The 14,994-nt window shown below is 64.2% G+C and carries 16 protein-coding genes; 11 read left to right on the top strand and 5 right to left on the bottom strand.

The genetic code is table 11. The annotated features are described in order from the left end of the window. Positions 1 to 100 precede the first annotated feature (100 nt). Positions 101 to 517 (top strand): ribonuclease, encoded by a 417-nt coding sequence (locus ABIE53_RS17470; RefSeq protein WP_006051886.1) that lies wholly within the window; start codon positions 101 to 103, stop codon positions 515 to 517. Between the two features lie 7 nt (positions 518 to 524). Further along, positions 525 to 1,094, top strand: coding sequence for a barstar family protein (locus ABIE53_RS17465; protein ID WP_029971475.1), 570 nt, complete (start codon positions 525 to 527; stop codon positions 1,092 to 1,094). A gap of 184 nt (positions 1,095 to 1,278) precedes the next feature. Here the strand turns inward: ABIE53_RS17465 and ABIE53_RS17460 are convergent, their stop codons facing one another. The 3 genes from ABIE53_RS17460 to speE all read right to left on the bottom strand — a co-directional run bounded on the left by ABIE53_RS17460 (position 1,279) and on the right by speE (position 3,449). Then, a complete protein-coding gene (locus ABIE53_RS17460) occupies positions 1,279 to 2,019 on the bottom strand; it encodes a 16S rRNA (uracil(1498)-N(3))-methyltransferase (RefSeq protein ID WP_006051888.1) in 741 nt (246 codons plus the stop codon). Positions 2,020 to 2,038: 19 nt separating this feature from the next. Beyond that, on the bottom strand, positions 2,039 to 2,452 hold the full coding sequence (locus ABIE53_RS17455; RefSeq protein ID WP_006051889.1) for a VOC family protein: 414 nt from the start codon (positions 2,450 to 2,452) through the stop codon (positions 2,039 to 2,041). Positions 2,453 to 2,567: 115 nt separating this feature from the next. Then, positions 2,568 to 3,449: a polyamine aminopropyltransferase gene (gene speE, locus ABIE53_RS17450; protein ID WP_006051890.1), complete on the bottom strand. Its 882-nt coding sequence runs from the start codon at positions 3,447 to 3,449 to the stop codon at positions 2,568 to 2,570. A 301-nt stretch (positions 3,450 to 3,750) separates the two neighbouring features. On the opposite strand from speE, the gene tkt reads away from it, so the two are divergent. Beyond that, positions 3,751 to 5,772: a transketolase gene (tkt, locus tag ABIE53_RS17445; RefSeq protein ID WP_006051891.1), complete on the top strand. Its 2,022-nt coding sequence runs from the start codon at positions 3,751 to 3,753 to the stop codon at positions 5,770 to 5,772. A gap of 108 nt (positions 5,773 to 5,880) precedes the next feature. Beyond that, a complete protein-coding gene (gene gap, locus ABIE53_RS17440) occupies positions 5,881 to 6,891 on the top strand; it encodes a type I glyceraldehyde-3-phosphate dehydrogenase (protein WP_006051892.1) in 1,011 nt (336 codons plus the stop codon). Positions 6,892 to 7,012: 121 nt separating this feature from the next. Here gap and ABIE53_RS17435 read toward each other — a convergent pair whose 3' ends face one another. Continuing rightward, complete coding sequence (locus tag ABIE53_RS17435) at positions 7,013 to 7,708, bottom strand: FadR/GntR family transcriptional regulator (protein WP_006051893.1); 696 nt, start codon at positions 7,706 to 7,708, stop codon at positions 7,013 to 7,015. A gap of 228 nt (positions 7,709 to 7,936) precedes the next feature. Here ABIE53_RS17435 and ABIE53_RS17430 point away from each other — a divergent pair, with 228 nt between their 5' ends. The 3 genes from ABIE53_RS17430 (at position 7,937) to ABIE53_RS17420 (ending at position 11,102) form a co-directional block, all read left to right on the top strand. Then, on the top strand, positions 7,937 to 9,265 hold the full coding sequence (locus ABIE53_RS17430) for a C4-dicarboxylate transporter DctA (protein ID WP_006051894.1): 1,329 nt from the start codon (positions 7,937 to 7,939) through the stop codon (positions 9,263 to 9,265). Positions 9,266 to 9,540: 275 nt separating this feature from the next. Beyond that, on the top strand, positions 9,541 to 10,551 hold the full coding sequence (gene alc / locus ABIE53_RS17425; protein WP_006051895.1) for an allantoicase: 1,011 nt from the start codon (positions 9,541 to 9,543) through the stop codon (positions 10,549 to 10,551). 14 nt (positions 10,552 to 10,565) lie between these two features. Next, on the top strand, positions 10,566 to 11,102 hold the full coding sequence (locus ABIE53_RS17420) for an ureidoglycolate lyase (protein ID WP_006051896.1): 537 nt from the start codon (positions 10,566 to 10,568) through the stop codon (positions 11,100 to 11,102). A gap of 148 nt (positions 11,103 to 11,250) precedes the next feature. Here ABIE53_RS17420 and fur read toward each other — a convergent pair whose 3' ends face one another. Then, positions 11,251 to 11,679, bottom strand: a complete 429-nt coding sequence (gene fur, locus ABIE53_RS17415) for a ferric iron uptake transcriptional regulator (protein ID WP_006051897.1) — start codon at positions 11,677 to 11,679, stop codon at positions 11,251 to 11,253. A gap of 158 nt (positions 11,680 to 11,837) precedes the next feature. On the opposite strand from fur, the gene ABIE53_RS17410 reads away from it, so the two are divergent. The 4 genes from ABIE53_RS17410 to ABIE53_RS17395 all read left to right on the top strand — a co-directional run bounded on the left by ABIE53_RS17410 (position 11,838) and on the right by ABIE53_RS17395 (position 14,911). Then, positions 11,838 to 12,668 (top strand): outer membrane protein assembly factor BamE, encoded by an 831-nt coding sequence (locus ABIE53_RS17410; protein ID WP_006051898.1) that lies wholly within the window; start codon positions 11,838 to 11,840, stop codon positions 12,666 to 12,668. Positions 12,669 to 12,866: 198 nt separating this feature from the next. Continuing rightward, the gene (gene dapB, locus ABIE53_RS17405; RefSeq protein WP_044021887.1) at positions 12,867 to 13,664 is read left to right on the top strand and encodes a 4-hydroxy-tetrahydrodipicolinate reductase; all 798 of its coding nucleotides are present in this window, start codon (positions 12,867 to 12,869) and stop codon (positions 13,662 to 13,664) included. Between the two features lie 33 nt (positions 13,665 to 13,697). Then, positions 13,698 to 14,417: a MotA/TolQ/ExbB proton channel family protein gene (locus ABIE53_RS17400; protein ID WP_006051901.1), complete on the top strand. Its 720-nt coding sequence runs from the start codon at positions 13,698 to 13,700 to the stop codon at positions 14,415 to 14,417. A gap of 20 nt (positions 14,418 to 14,437) precedes the next feature. After that, entirely contained in the window at positions 14,438 to 14,911 is a 474-nt protein-coding gene (locus tag ABIE53_RS17395; protein ID WP_006051902.1) for an ExbD/TolR family protein, read from the top strand. The last annotated feature ends 83 nt before the right edge of the window (positions 14,912 to 14,994 follow it).

Below are 14,994 nucleotides of genomic sequence, written 5' to 3'. Positions count from 1 at the left end.
TCGCGCGCCTGGCGAACGTTGATTCCAGGGACCATTAGCGATACCCTTACGACTTTCATGGTCGTCAAACTCGTGATCTAACCGCCGGGAATCTTGGTAAATGGCACGCAGCTGGCAGCGGATCAAGGGCGTGCTGATCGGTGCGGCTGCGCTGTGCGCTTTCTGCGGCCCCGTGCCTTACGCCTTCGCGCGCAACTACACGGCACCCGCCGGCACCGATGCACAGGCACTCGGCACTGTCACGGTGGCGCAACTGCCCCGTCAGGCGGTCGATACATTGAACTTGATTGCCGCAGGCGGGCCTTATCCATATGAAAAGGACGGCGTCGTATTCGGCAACCGCGAACGGTTGCTGCCGCCCAACCGGCGCGGCTACTACCACGAATACACCGTTCCCACGCCTCGCTCACGTAATCGCGGGGCGCGTCGCATCGTCTGCGGAGGTCCGCTGAAGCGAACCGACAATTGTTACTACTCGGACGACCACTACACCAGTTTTAATCGTATTGTTGAATGACATCGGGATGAACGGCATGAGCGACAACGTCTACGCGCACGACACCGGAGTCGCGACGGATCTTTTCGCGGCCGGCGAGGGCAACCTGTTCCAGCGCGTCATGCAAATGCGCGCGGGCGATCAGGGCCGTGAGAACCGGAGCGAGCCTGACAGTGTGGTTTCATCGAACGAGGAGCCCATGAGTCTTTTCAAGACCGTACGACCGAACATCGTACAGTCGATCCGCGCGTTCCGCGTTCAGGATCTCGCGGACGAGGCGAATCAACTAGGTCAGCACTTTCTCTATGCGTATTGCGCCAATGCGCAATCGAAACAGGAAGTGCTCGAGACCATCGCAACCTCGTTCCTGTTTCCGAAACATTTTGGCAAGAATTACGACGCGCTCTACGATTGCCTGACCGATCTCGTCCACAAGGCCGGTGCGCAGCCGGGTTTCGTGATCGTGCTGGAGCAATTGCCCGTCGCACAGAAGTTCGACAAGGAAGGCCGCGAGACGCTGCTGGACGTGTTCCGCGAGGCCGCCGAATTCTGGGCTGAGCGTAAGGTCGCGTTTCGGGTGTTTTATTCGTTTGCCTGAATAAGCTAAAAACCCTGAGGCTTTCGCGTCCTGGCTGGATTGCAGCCGGAGATTGCCGCCAGAACGATAAAGGCCCGCCAATTGGCGGGCCTTTGTTTTGGCTTTTGCGCGGAGGCGTTGCGGCCGCTGCTGATGCCGCGGCCTTAGTCAGTGCCGCTGGCCCGACAAGAGTCCAATCGGCCGCTCACCACCCGCCCCAGCCAGCCGCCAGCGCCGACAGCACGGCCATGCCGGCGGTTTCCGTGCGCAGCACGCGCGGTCCGAGCCCCACAGCCTGGAAGCCATGATCCATCGCGGCGGCTTCTTCGGCGGCGGAAAAACCGCCTTCCGGGCCGACCAGCACGGTGACGGGCCCCTTCGGCGGAGCCGCAGGCAAGGCCGAGAAAGGGATGCTGGCGCGCGGCGACAGCAGGATGCGCAGTTCGTCGCCGGCGGGAACGCGCGGCATCGCGCTGAGCCATGTGGCGATTTCACGCACCGGCATGACTTCGGGCAGACGGTTGCGCCCGCATTGCTCGCAGGACGCTCGCACGATGCCTTCCCAATGCGCATGCCGTCGCGCCGCGCGTTCTCCCGCCAGACGCACCACGCTGCGCGTGGTGGTGAGCGGCACGAAGCTGGATGCGCCGAGTTCCACGGCCTTTTCGATCAGCCAGTCCATCTTGTCGCCGCTCGCAATGCCTTGGGCGAGCGTGAGCCGGTAAGGCGTTTCGACTTCGATATCGCGGAACTCGCGAATTTTTACGGTGACCGCGCGGCGTTCGATGGCGGCGAGTTCGGCGCTGTATTCACCGCCTTCTCCGTTGAAAAGCACGATGGAGTCGCCCACCTGCAAGCGCAGGACAAGGACGTGCCGAACGACGTCATCGGGAAGCTGCACGATGTCGTCGGGCGAAAGGGACGTACCGACGAAGAAGCGAGGCATCAGAAAAATACTCATTAGTTCACGAAAGGTGGCGAGCGAGCGCCCAACGGTAGCCGTCCAGATCCTCAACCTGGGCGAAGCGGTCGCCCCAGAACTGGTCCTGCGGCTCGCTCAGCGATTTTGCCCCGGCGGCGAGCGCCCGGGCGTAAACCGCGTCGACATCGTCGACATAGACATAAAACGATTGCGGCGCAATCGCGCCTGCGCTTCGCGGTGTTTTCGCGGTCGAGCCGAACGCGCCTTCCGGCGCGAACATCACGATCAACTGGCCCTGATACGTCATCTCGACGTGCATGACGACGCCGTCGTCCTGCACGCTGTCCCGCAACTCGAAGCCGAACGCCGCGGTGTAGAACGCGGTCGTGGCACGCGCGTCGCGCACCGTCAGATAGGGGGTCAACCAGGGCACACCGGCTGGGCGGGAGGCGGTCATGGAGTTCTCCGGATCTATGGGTTGTTGGGCGCGTGCTCGGAAGCCGGCAGCGAGTCCCGTATCGTCTGTCTATGAGATAGCGCGCACGGGCCAAGCCGAGCATTTTGCCCGGTCGTTAGCGTGCTGGCTTTAAGAATTGACCTAGTTTACCGCTGGCTGACGGCGACGCCGCAAAGAGCCCGGCGTGCGTGGCCGCGCTGTAATGCTTCAATGCGTCGATTCGACGCGCGGCGAGGCGCGCGGTCACGTCATCGGCGGTTAGTGCGGCGGGGTCGAGCGTGTCGCTGGCTGTTGCCATCATCCATAGCGAGCCGTATAGCGGGATGAAGGTGCTCATGTTGCGTACGACGGCGAACGCGCGGCGCAGGTCGTCGAGCAGACCGGCAATTCTGCCGGCGTGGAAATACGGCGAGCCCAGATGGATCGATACCGCGGCAGTCGGGCTCATCACCCGCTTCAGTTGGCCGTAGAAGGCTGTCGTGTACAGGCCGGCGGCGGGCGAGTCCGGCGGCGTCACGTCGAACACGATCAGATCGAACTGCATGGATTGCGCGTCGGCTGCTGCGGCCACGTAGTGCGCGGCGTCGCCGATTACCAGTTCGACGCGCGCATCGTCGAAGGCGCCGCCGTGCACGTCCGGCAAATACTCGCGCGTCAGGCGAACCACCTGTTCGTCGAGCTCCGCCACGACGATTCTTTCGATTCCGGGATGCGCGAGCAGTTGCCGCGCGGCGCCGCCGTCGCCGCCGCCCAGCACGAGCGCCGCCTTCGGCGCCGGATGCGCGAGCGCCGCCGGATGCACCATGCACTCGTGATAGATGAACTCGTCGCCGGTGGACGTCATCGGGCGGCCGTCGAGCGTGAAAAGCCGGCCGAGCTGGCGCGTCTCCCACACCTCGATGCGTTGATACGGCGAGTCAACGCGCGCAAGCAGCGACGCGTGCGGAAATCCGTAGACGACGTCGGGTGTGGGATGGAACAGCAAAGAGTCGCTCAAGGGTTGGCCTGCATAAAAACGCGTTGAGTTACGCCGCTCAATTTTAACGACCCACGGCGTTCCTGGCCCGCCGCCACGCCCGGACCAGCCGAGCTTCGACCTGACGATGCGCACGCCGCCATGCGGCCTGGCGCACTGGGGCCGGTGCGGCCTTCTGTTAGAATGTCACGCTTTCAGCCTTGTCCGTTTGCTCTGCCCGTTTCGCGTCTTCAGGCGCCGCACCGTGCGCCGAAGCGGACTGGCCGCCGAGCTTCCGGGCCTCAAGCGCGCACCGCTTTTTGACTCTGTCTCCGGACTCGACATGACGACCCCGTCTCCCGCACCCACTTCCCTGATGGCCAACGCGATCCGCGCGCTGTCCATGGACGCCGTTCAACAAGCGAATTCCGGCCATCCCGGCATGCCGATGGGCATGGCCGAAATCGGCGTGGCCCTGTGGTCGCGCCATCTGCGCCACAATCCGAAGAATCCGCAATGGGCAGACCGCGACCGTTTCGTGCTGTCGAACGGCCACGGCTCGATGCTGCTGTACTCGCTGCTGCACCTCACCGGCTACGACCTGCCGATCAGCGAGCTCAAGAACTTCCGCCAGATGCATTCGAAGACGCCGGGCCACCCGGAATACGGCATCACGCCGGGCGTCGAAACGACCACCGGCCCGCTCGGCCAGGGCCTCGCCAATGCGGTCGGCATGGCGCTCGCGGAGTCGCTGCTCGCCACCGAATTCAACAAGCCTGACGCGAAGATCGTCGACCACCACACGTACGTGTTCGTCGGCGACGGCTGCCTGATGGAAGGCATCTCGCACGAAGCCTGCTCGCTTGCCGGCGTGCTCAAGCTGAACAAGCTGATCGCGTTCTACGACGACAACGGCATCTCGATCGACGGCGAAGTGGTGCACTGGTTCCACGACGACACGCCGAAGCGCTTCGAAGCCTACGGCTGGAACGTGATCCCGAACGTGGTCGGCCACGACGTCGACGCAGTCGACGCGGCCATCAAGCAGGCCAAGCAGTCCGACAAGCCGACGCTGATCTGCTGCAAGACCGTGATCGGCGAAGGTGCGCCGACCAAGGCCGGCAGTCACGATTCGCACGGCGCGCCGCTTGGCGAGAAGGAAATCGCGGCGACGCGCGAAGCCATCGGCTGGAAGTGGGAGCCGTTCGTGATTCCGCAGGAAGTCTATGCGGCATGGGACGCGAAAGAAGCCGGCGCGCGCTTCGAGTCCGACTGGAACAAGGCATTCGCCGCCTACGCTGCGAAATATCCGCAAGAAGCGGCTGAATTCACGCGTCGCAGCGGGAAGCAACTCCCCGCGGACTGGAAGGAAAAAGCGAAGGCGATCATCGCCGGCGCTAACGAGCGCGCGGAAACCATCGCGACTCGCAAGGCGTCGCAGCAGGCTATTGAAGGTTTGTCGGCGGTGCTGCCGGAACTGCTGGGCGGCTCGGCCGACCTGACCGGTTCGAACCTGACCAACTGGAAGGCCGCAAAGCCGGTCCGCGTGAACGAGGAAGGCCGCGCGGCGGGCAACTACGTCAACTACGGCGTGCGCGAATTCGGCATGAGCGCAGCGATCAACGGCCTCGCGCTGCACGGCGGCTTCAAGGCGTTCGGCGGCACGTTCCTGACGTTCTCCGACTACAGCCGCAACGCGCTGCGCGTCGCCGCGCTGATGAAGGCGCCGTCCATCTTCGTGTTCACGCACGATTCGATCGGTCTCGGCGAAGACGGCCCGACGCACCAGTCGGTCGAACACGTCGCGAGCCTGCGCCTGATTCCGCATTTGCAGGTGTGGCGTCCGTCGGATACCGTGGAAACGGCGGTGGCATGGACGCAGGCCGTCGAACACAACGGCCCGTCGTGCCTGATCTTCAGCCGTCAGAACCTGCCGTTCTCGGAGCGCACGGATGCGCAAATCGCCAACATCGAAAAGGGCGGTTATGTGCTGCGCGACTGGAACGACGAGATCGTCGCGCGCAAAATCATCCTGATCGCGACGGGTTCGGAAGTGGAACTGGCGCTGAACGCGGTCGAGCCGCTGGCGCGCGAAGGCATTGCGGCGCGGGTCGTGTCGATGCCGGCGACCACCGTGTTCGACAGGCAGGACGCCGAGTACCGCGAACGCGTGCTGCCGCAAGGCGTGCGCCGCGTCGCGATCGAAGCGGGCGTGACGGATTTCTGGCGCAAGTACGTGGGTCTGGAAGGCGGCGTGGTCGGCATCGACACGTTCGGCGAATCGGCCCCGGCTGGCGTGCTGTTCAAGCATTTCGGCTTCACCGTCGAGCACGTGGTGGAGACGGCTAAAGCCGCACTCGGCTGATTCAGGACAAAGCGTTGCCGCGCGCGTGGAAGCACAACATGAACGCGTGGCGACGCGGCCGGTCAGACGGAACATCGACGTATTTTTTCAGCCATCAGGAGATAGACCATGACGATTCGCGTCGCAATCAACGGCTACGGCCGGATCGGCCGCAACACGCTGCGCGCCTTCTATGAAAACGGCAAGAAGCACGATATCGAAATCGTCGCCATCAACGATCTCGGCGATGCCAAGACCAACGCCCACCTCACGCAATACGACACCGCGCACGGCAAGTTCCCGGGCGAAGTGTCGGTGGACGGCGACTACCTGGTTGTGAACGGCGACAAGATCCGCGTGCTGGCCAACCGCAACCCGGCTGAGCTGCCGTGGGGCGAGCTGAACGTCGACGTCGTGATGGAATGCACGGGCTTTTTCACGACCAAGGAAAAGGCAAGCGCGCACATCAAGGGCGGCGCGAAGAAAGTCATCATCTCGGCGCCGGGCGGCAAGGACGTCGACGCAACGATCGTCTACGGCGTGAACCACAACGTGCTGAAGGCATCGGACACGGTCATCTCGAACGCTTCGTGCACGACGAACTGCCTCGCGCCGCTCGTCAAGCCGCTGAACGACAAGATCGGCCTCGTGAACGGCCTGATGACGACGATCCACGCGTACACGAACGACCAGGTTCTGACGGACGTCTATCACGAAGACCTGCGCCGCGCGCGCTCGGCCACGCATAGCCAGATCCCGACCAAGACGGGCGCTGCTTCGGCGGTCGGCCTCGTGCTGCCGGAACTGAACGGCAAGCTCGACGGCTACGCGATTCGCGTGCCGACGATCAACGTGTCGGTGGTCGATCTGTCGTTCATCGCCGCGCGCGACACGACGGTCGAAGAAGTCAACGCGATCATGAAGGAAGCGTCGCAAGGCGCGCTGAAGGGCATCCTCGGCTATAACGACGCGCCGCTGGTGTCCATCGACTTCAACCACAACCCGGCTTCGTCGACGTTTGACGCTACGCTGACCAAGGTGTCGGGCCGTCTCGTGAAGGTGTCGAGCTGGTACGACAACGAGTGGGGCTTCTCGAACCGCATGCTGGATACGGCGGTTGCGCTCGCCAACGCGAAGTAAGGTTCGAGGCTTCGCTCGGGCCGCCGGAGTTGCGCCAGCGGTTCGTCCCGCGCAACATTCCGGCGCAAAAGCCGACGCAGAAGCCACTGCCGCTCCAAAGCCGCTCTACGGAGCGGCTTTTTTACGCCTGCGGAGTCGGGAAATAGACGCCGGCGCGCTGCGCGGCGTTCGAAATATGCGTCTCGATGGCTTTGCCCGCCGCGGCTGAATCGCGTGCCTTGAGCGCGTCCAGAATCGCGCGGTGCTCGGTGTAGGTCGACAGCACCAGTTCGCGCCGGTAAAACGGCATGCGCTGGCTTTCCTTCATGACGTCCGCGCTGCTGCTCAGAATCGACTCGATCGCGGCGTTGCCCGCAATGTTCACGATACGCATGTGAAAGTCGTAGTCGAGGCGCGCGGCCTCGTCGAGTTCGTCGCACGCGAGCGCCGTCTGCATGGCCGTGATGTTTTCCTCGAACCAGACGAGGTCGGAATCGCTGACGGCGAGCGCCGCCATGCGCGCGATAAACCCTTCCAGCGCGTAGCGCATCTGATAGGTGTCGGGCAGCGAAGACTGCGCGGCAAAGCGCCAGGACTGCGCCGCCGCCGACGCCTGCGCGCGCTCCACATACACGCCCTTGCCAGGCCTGATCACGAGCAGCCCGAGCGCCTCGAGCGTGGACAGCGCCTCGCGCAGCGACGCGCGGCTGATCGCGAGTTCTTCCGAAAGCTGGCGCTGCGCCGGCAGCAGGCTGCCCACCGGATAAACGCCCGCTTCGATCCGCTCGCGAATGGTCGCGATGGCGGCATCGGTGACGGTGTGCGGGACATTTTTCATCGGAATTCACCTCGAAGCGCGGTCTGACCGGCATTGTAGTACGCGGCCCGAAGAACGTGGAATTAACGGCGACCAAGCTGCGTCGCGAACCGCACAAGCGAGCGACACAGCGCGGGTAAACACCGTTTCAAGACGCCTTGACGTCAGTATATCGGCTTCCTACTATCCACCATAACAGATCTGGTCGGACCAGTCTGAACAGATGGACATCCACCTCAGGAGGAAGCCGTGCTGAAGTTTCTCAATTCGCTGTTTGGCCGGGTCGTCATAGCGCTTCTGATCGGCGTCGCGATCGGCGCGCTTTACCCGCAGTTCGCGCAATCGCTGCGTCCGCTCGGCGACGGCTTCCTCAAGCTGATCAAGATGGTGATCGGTCCGATCGTGTTTTGCGTCGTGGTGAGCGGCATGGCGCACGCGGGCGATCTGCGCAAGGTCGGCCGCGTCGGACTGAAGGCGGTGATCTACTTCGAGGTGATGACGACGATCGCGCTCGTGATCGGCGCGGTGCTGGCCTACGCAACGCGTCCTGGCGCCGGCATGAACATCGACCTGCATTCGCTCGACCCGGCCTCGCTCTCCACCTACACGGAGCACGCGAAGAGCCTGAAGGACACGGCCGGTTTTCTGCTGAAGATCATTCCGGACACCGCGTTCAACGCGTTCGCCACCGGCGACATTCTGCAGATTCTGGTCTTTTCGGTGCTGTTCGGCTCGGCGCTTTCGTTGCTCGGCAGCAAGGGCCAGCGCGTGGGCAGCATGATCGACGAACTCGCGCAGGTGTTCTTCCGCGTGATGGGTTTCATCATCAAGCTGGCGCCGCTCGGCGTGCTCGGCGCGATTGCCTTTACGACCGGCAAGTACGGCGTCGAGTCGCTCAAGCAGCTCGGCATGCTGGTGCTCGTGTTTTACGCGAGCTGCGTCGTGTTCGTGGTGGTCGTGCTGGGCGTCGTCATGCGGCTCGCGGGCTTTAGCATTTTCAAGCTGATCCGTTACCTGCGCGAAGAGTTGTCGATCGTGCTCGGCACCGCTTCTTCCGATGCCGTGCTGCCGCAAGTCATGCGCAAGCTCGAATGGATGGGCGTGAAGGATTCGACGGTCGGTCTCGTGATTCCGACCGGCTACTCGTTCAATCTCGACGGCTTTTCGATCTATCTGACGCTCGCGGTGCTGTTCATCGCGCAGGCGACCAACACGCCGCTTTCCACGCACGATCTGATCGTGGTCGTGCTGGTGTCGCTCGTGACGTCGAAGGGCGCGCACGGCATTCCCGGCTCCGCGATCGTCATTCTGGCGGCGACGCTGTCCGCGATTCCGGCGATTCCCGTGCTTGGGCTCGTGCTGATTCTTCCCGTCGACTGGTTCGTCGGCATTGCCCGCGCGCTGACCAACCTGATCGGCAACTGCGTGGCGACGGTGGTCGTCGCCGTGTGGGAGAAGGACATCGACCGGGCGCGCGCGCATCGCGTGCTGAATGGCGATGCGGATTTCCGCTATGTCGCCGGCGGCGAGGAAGCTGCTGTCGAACCGGTAAGCGGTCACAGCGCCCCCGCTGTTTGAGGGCGGCTTTAAGGGCAGTACGAAGGGCAGCACAAATGGCGGCGCGAATGGCGGCGCGTGGCGAGACCTCGAAGCGAGCCACGCCGCCTCGCGCCGGCCGGTTTGGCCAGGCCGCGGGCAGAGCCACCGCTCGCTACCGTTGCTGTCCGCGAAACCCGCTCGCACGTTTGCCTGACGCTTCGCAATCCCACGCCCCGACGCCGCCCGCTTTCTCCGCCGACAAACCCGCTGGACCGCCGGCGCATCTCCAACTTCACGTCGCTTGACTGCAAACCATGGCTAATCCGATCCTCGACCCGAACGCTCCCGCTTTCACCCGCCGCTACATGAATCTCGCCGACCCGCGGCTCGGCGCAAAGGCGCTCTTCGCCAGCGACGAATTCTTCGCGCCGAAAGAACGCATGCTCGATCCGCAGCCGGCGGTATTCATCCCCGGAAAATACGACGACCACGGCAAGTGGATGGACGGCTGGGAAACCCGCCGCAAGCGCACGAGCGGCCACGATTTTTGCGTGATCCGCCTCGCGCGGCCGGGCGTCGTGCACGGCGTCGATCTGGACACGAGCCACTTCACCGGCAATTTTCCGCCGGCGGCGTCGATCGACGCCTGTCACGCGGACGGCGACGTGCCGCCCGACAATGCCGACTGGCAAACGCTGGTTCCCGCGACGACGCTCCAGGGCAATCAGCACCATTACGTCGAAGTGAACGACGCGCGTGCCTTCACTCACTTGCGCGTGAACCTGTACCCGGACGGCGGCCTCGCGCGTTTGCGCGTGTACGGCCACCCCAGGCGTGACTGGGAACGCGTGGAGCGCGGCGCGCTGCTGGACCTCGCGGCGATTGAAAACGGCGCGTATCTGGTCGCCGCCAACAACCAGCATTTCGGCCCCGCCTCGCAGATGCTGATGCCCGGCCGCGGCGTCAACATGGGTGACGGCTGGGAGACGCGGCGCCGCCGCGAGCCGGGCAACGACTGGGCGATCGTCGCGCTGGCGCGGCCGGGCGTGATCCGCAAAATCGAAGTGGATACCGCGCATTTCAAGGGCAATTTCCCGGACCGCTGCTCGTTGCAGGCCGCGCGCGTCATCGGCGGGACCGACGATTCGCTCGTTACGCAAGCGATGTTCTGGCCCGTGCTGCTCGATGAGCAGAAGCTGCAGATGGATCACGTACACACGTTCGCGGACGGCCTCGCGTCGCTCGGGCCGGTCACGCACGTGCGTTTCAATATCTTCCCCGACGGCGGCGTGTCGCGGCTGCGCCTGTGGGGCGAGATCGCGTAAATGGAGCGTCACGCATGAAGACCCCGGAAGCGGCTTTGAAACCCACATTGCAACTGCAGCGTCTGACGCGCGAGGCGTTCGCGCCGTTTGGCGACGTGATCGAACTCGAAGGCGCGCGTCATTTTCCGATCAACGGCGGCACGACCGAGCGCTATCACGACCTCGCGCGCGTCGACGTGGCGGACGACGGCGGGCGGCCGCTCGTCAACCTGTTCCGGGCGCAGCCGCATGCGTTGCCGCTCGACATCGCGATGATGGAGCGGCACCCGCTCGGCAGTCAGGCTTTCATTCCGTTGACGCCGTGCCGCTATCTGATCGTCGTCGCGCCGGCCGGCGAGCTCGATTGCACGCAGATGCGCGGCTTCTGGACCGACGCCTGGCAGGGCGTCAATTATGCGAAGGCCGTCTGGCATCATCCGCTTCTCGTGCTTGATCGCGTGAGCGATTTTCTCGTCGTCGATCGCGGCGGTGAGGGGCGCAATTGCGACGAGCAGATGTTGCTGCAGCCGTGGCGGCTCGTGTTCGCGGAGAGCGTCGAAATACCGGCGTAAGCGCTGAAGTAAGCAAGTGAAATGCAGTAGCGCAACGCACCGCTTTTCATTCGACGAAAAAATGGCCCGGCCGATTCACCACCGGCCGGGCCATTCTGTGCTTATCGCTTAACTTCCGACCGCGCCCCCCGACACGGCCGATACCACGTCAATGCTTGCGATGCGGGCAATTTTCCTTCGTGCAGGCACCGTACAGCGCCAACGCGTGTTCCTGCAGCTTGAAGCCGCGTTCCTTCGCAATGGACTGCTGACGATTCTCGATTTCCGAGTCGAAAAACTCTTCCACGAGGCCGCAATCGAGGCACACCAGATGGTCGTGGTGCGACCCTTCGTTCAGTTCGAACACCGCCTTGCCCGATTCGAAATTGCTGCGCGACAGCAGGCCGGCCTGCTCGAATTGCGTCAGCACGCGATACACGGTGGCAAGACCGATATCGAGCTCTTCGTGCAGGAGATTGCGGTACACGTCTTCGGCCGTCAGGTGACGGACGGGGCTGTGCTGAAAAATCTCAAGGATTTTGAGGCGCGGAAGGGTCGCCTTGAGCCCGATATTCTTGAGATCGGTTGGATTGGTCATGACAAGGGATCCCTAGAGTACAATGCTGGGCTCTCATAGTAATGTGTTTTTGCCGTTCTGGTCATCTTCGATGGAATGAAACTCGCGCGGCTCGTCAGCGGGCCCGCACGGTGAGTGAAATGATTTCAAAATCTCAATTGATCTACCGGGGGAGCCGCATGCGGGGTACCTTGATCGCTGTTGCGGCTGTCGCGATTCTCGCAGGATGTTCCACGTACGACAGCCTCACGCAGCGGATTGCTCAAAGCATCACGCCGTACCGGATTACCGTTGTGCAAGGCAACTTCGTCTCGAAAGAAGCTGCTTCGCAAATGCAGGTGGGCATGTCGCGCGCGCAGGTGCGTCAGTTGCTCGGCACGCCGCTTCTGGCCGACATGTTCCACGCTGACCGCTGGGACTACGTGTTCTATTTCAAGCGCGGCTCGACCAACGTCGTGCAGCAGCGCGACTTCATCGTCCTGTTCGCCGGCGACCGCGTCGCGAGCTGGAGTGGCGGCGAAGATCTGCCGTCGAACCTCGAACTGCTCGCCGAAATCGACGGCGACAAGCGCGGCAAGAAGGCAGCGGTGCCTAACGTAGCAAGCAGCGCTGCGGGCGCAAGTGCGCCGGTCGCCGCTGCGGCCCCGGTCACCGTGGACACCACGCGCTCGCCGTCCGTCGAGGGTGCAGCGGCCGCCGCCGCGCCGTCCACGGATGCGAACGCCGAAGCCGCACAAGCCGCCAATCGTGCGACGAATGCCGTGCAGGCGCCGTCGCGCAATACGCGCTCGTCGGTGCGCTCAACGGCGCCAACCGCGAATGCCGGCGGCGTGCCGCCGCAAGGCGCCACGTCCGCTGGTCAGCCGCAGTTCCAGTTCCATCGTCCGCCGCCTCCCGCGCCGTCGTCGCAGGACAATCCGGTCGGGCCGAGCGGTTCGTCGCAAAGCGGCAGCAGCCCGACGTACAACGCACCGTTGACCGCGCCGTCCACTTCGGGAACGAGCCAGTAATATCGTTGTCCTTGTTTTAAGACGGTAGCCGCGCAAGCGCCCCGCTGCAACGCGACTTCTTGCGTTGCGTCGGACCAAGCCAGGTTGCGCGGCGCCGTCCGGTTCTCTGCTGTTCCAGTCATGCGCGGCGCGAGGGCGTGCTGCCCGCCGCCGCTTTTGCCCGCGCTTGCCGGGCCGTTCTTTCGAACCCTCGTAGCCATGAAAATTGCGATTGCTGGCGCATCGGGCCGTATGGGCCGCATGCTCATCGAAACGGTTCTTAACGATTCCGACGCCACGCTGTCCGGCGCGCTCGACCGCCCGGGCTCGCCGCAACTCGGTCAGGACGCCGGCGCTTTTGTCGGCAAACAGACGGGCGTCGCGCTGACGGACGACATCGAGCGCGTGTTCGCCGAGTCCGACTATCTGATCGACTTCACGCGCCCGGAAGGCACGCTCGTGCATCTCGAAGCGGCGCAGCGCCACAACGTGAAAATGGTGATCGGCACGACCGGCTTCGACAACGCGCAGAAGGCGCAATTGCGCGCCGCGGCGGACAACGTCGCGATCATGTTCGCGTCGAATATGAGCGTGGGCGTGAACGTCACGCTGAAGCTGCTCGAATTCGCGGCGAAGCATTTCGCCACCGGCTACGACATCGAGATCATCGAGGCGCATCACCGTCACAAGGTCGACGCGCCGTCGGGCACCGCGCTCACCATGGGCGAGGTGATCGCGAATGCGCTAGGCCGCAATCTCGACGACTGCGCCGTCTACGGCCGCGAGGGCGTGACGGGCGAACGCGATCCGTCCACCATCGGCTTTTCGGCGATTCGCGGCGGCGACATCGTCGGCGATCATACGGTGCTGTTCGCGGGCATTGGCGAGCGGATTGAAATCACGCACAAGTCGGCGAGCCGTCTCTCGTACGCGCAGGGCGCGCTTCGCGCCGTGCGTTTCCTCGAAGGCCATCAGACCGGCTTCTTCGACATGCAGGACGTGCTCGGCTTGCGCTAGGCACAGTCCGGCACATTCTTTCGGCGAGGCCAGATGGCAGGCGGCAGCGGCATCATCCATTACCTTCAAACGAGCGACGCGATCACGCATGGCGTCGCCTATGTGCTGTTGGCGATGTCGGTGGCGAGCTGGTGCTTTCTGATCGTCAAGAGCTGGGTGCTCGTGCGCGCGAAACGCCAGGCGACGCGCGCGATTGCGCGCTTCTGGCAGGCGCCTACGCTCGCTGAAGGCGTCGCCGCACTGAAGCGCGCCGACCGCGAGCGCGTCTTCTCGCCGCTCGCCGAAGCGGCGCTCCATGCCGCCGAGGTCGATATTCCCGGTGCGTTGCTCGCGCGCGTCGAGCGCGGCGAGCGGGTGCTGAGAGCACTGCGCCAGGCGCTTAGCGCGTCGCAACGGCGGCTCGAATTCGGGCAAGTGCTGCTGGCCTCGGTCGGCAGCACGGCGCCTTTCGTCGGGCTGCTCGGCACTGTGTGGGGCATTTATCACGCGCTCGGCAGCATCGCGGCGAGCGGGCAGGCACAGATCGAAAACGTCGCGGGCCCGGTCGGCGAGGCGCTCATCATGACTGCCTTTGGCCTCGTGGTCGCGATTCCTGCGGTGCTCGCGTACAACGTGCTCGGGCGTCTCGTGCGGCAGTTGTCGGAGGAACTCGACGGCTTCGCGCACGATCTGCACGCGTACGTCTGCGCGCCCGCCGGCCAGCCACAAGCGCCGCTGCGTGGCCAGCAGGCCGCCGCTCAGCAAGCTCACTGAGCGCGCGGCGAGGAGGCGACATGGCATTCGGCGGACTCGAGAAAAAGCAGACGGCCGCGCCGATGGCCGAGATCAACATGACGCCGTTGATCGACGTGATGCTCGTGCTGCTCGTGATCTTCATCATTACCGCGCCTTTGTTCACACACGCTATCCGGCTCGATCTGCCGAAGGTCGCCGCGGCGCCGGCGCGCGAAACGCCGCAAACCATTTCGCTTTCAATCGACGCCGCGGGCAAGCTCTACTGGAACGGCAGCCTCATCACGCTCGACCAGATGCGCGCCCGCTTCGCGCAGGCAGCGAAAGCGGCGGACGCGAGTGAAGCCGTGCAGAACGGCGACGCCGGCAAAGCGACTGGCCAGCCCGAAATCCACCTGCACGCCGAGCGCAACACGCGCTACGAGGTGATCGCGCAGGTGATGGGCGCCGCGCAGCAGGCCGGTCTCGAGCGGATCGGCTTCGTGACGGACCCGCCGCCGGCCGCGCGGCAGTAAGCGCGCGGCTTCAGAGCGCGGCGCAGCCGTCCGCGAACGGTATAATCAGCCCTTTCCCCCGCAGAAGGGGAAACGACGCCATT

This window comes from Paraburkholderia sp. OAS925, assembly GCF_040543975.1.
GTDB classification, from domain to species: Bacteria; Pseudomonadota; Gammaproteobacteria; order Burkholderiales; family Burkholderiaceae; genus Paraburkholderia; species Paraburkholderia graminis.
Note: the sequence above shows the minus strand (reverse complement) of the source record. Positions and strands in the feature narration are given on the sequence as shown.

Coding starts and splice junctions, on each gene's coding strand:
- ABIE53_RS17420 (WP_006051896.1), top strand. CDS start 10,566: ATGAAGACCCCGGAAGCGGCTTTGAAACCCACATTGCAACTGCAGCGT.
- ABIE53_RS17400 (WP_006051901.1), top strand. CDS start 13,698: ATGGCAGGCGGCAGCGGCATCATCCATTACCTTCAAACGAGCGACGCG.
- ABIE53_RS17395 (WP_006051902.1), top strand. CDS start 14,438: ATGGCATTCGGCGGACTCGAGAAAAAGCAGACGGCCGCGCCGATGGCC.
- fur (WP_006051897.1), bottom strand. CDS start 11,679: ATGACCAATCCAACCGATCTCAAGAATATCGGGCTCAAGGCGACCCTT.
- ABIE53_RS17460 (WP_006051888.1), bottom strand. CDS start 2,019: ATGCCTCGCTTCTTCGTCGGTACGTCCCTTTCGCCCGACGACATCGTG.
- ABIE53_RS17410 (WP_006051898.1), top strand. CDS start 11,838: ATGCGGGGTACCTTGATCGCTGTTGCGGCTGTCGCGATTCTCGCAGGA.
- tkt (WP_006051891.1), top strand. CDS start 3,751: ATGACGACCCCGTCTCCCGCACCCACTTCCCTGATGGCCAACGCGATC.
- ABIE53_RS17435 (WP_006051893.1), bottom strand. CDS start 7,708: ATGAAAAATGTCCCGCACACCGTCACCGATGCCGCCATCGCGACCATT.
- ABIE53_RS17470 (WP_006051886.1), top strand. CDS start 101: ATGGCACGCAGCTGGCAGCGGATCAAGGGCGTGCTGATCGGTGCGGCT.
- ABIE53_RS17455 (WP_006051889.1), bottom strand. CDS start 2,452: ATGACCGCCTCCCGCCCAGCCGGTGTGCCCTGGTTGACCCCCTATCTG.
- ABIE53_RS17465 (WP_029971475.1), top strand. CDS start 525: ATGAACGGCATGAGCGACAACGTCTACGCGCACGACACCGGAGTCGCG.
- dapB (WP_044021887.1), top strand. CDS start 12,867: ATGAAAATTGCGATTGCTGGCGCATCGGGCCGTATGGGCCGCATGCTC.
- gap (WP_006051892.1), top strand. CDS start 5,881: ATGACGATTCGCGTCGCAATCAACGGCTACGGCCGGATCGGCCGCAAC.
- alc (WP_006051895.1), top strand. CDS start 9,541: ATGGCTAATCCGATCCTCGACCCGAACGCTCCCGCTTTCACCCGCCGC.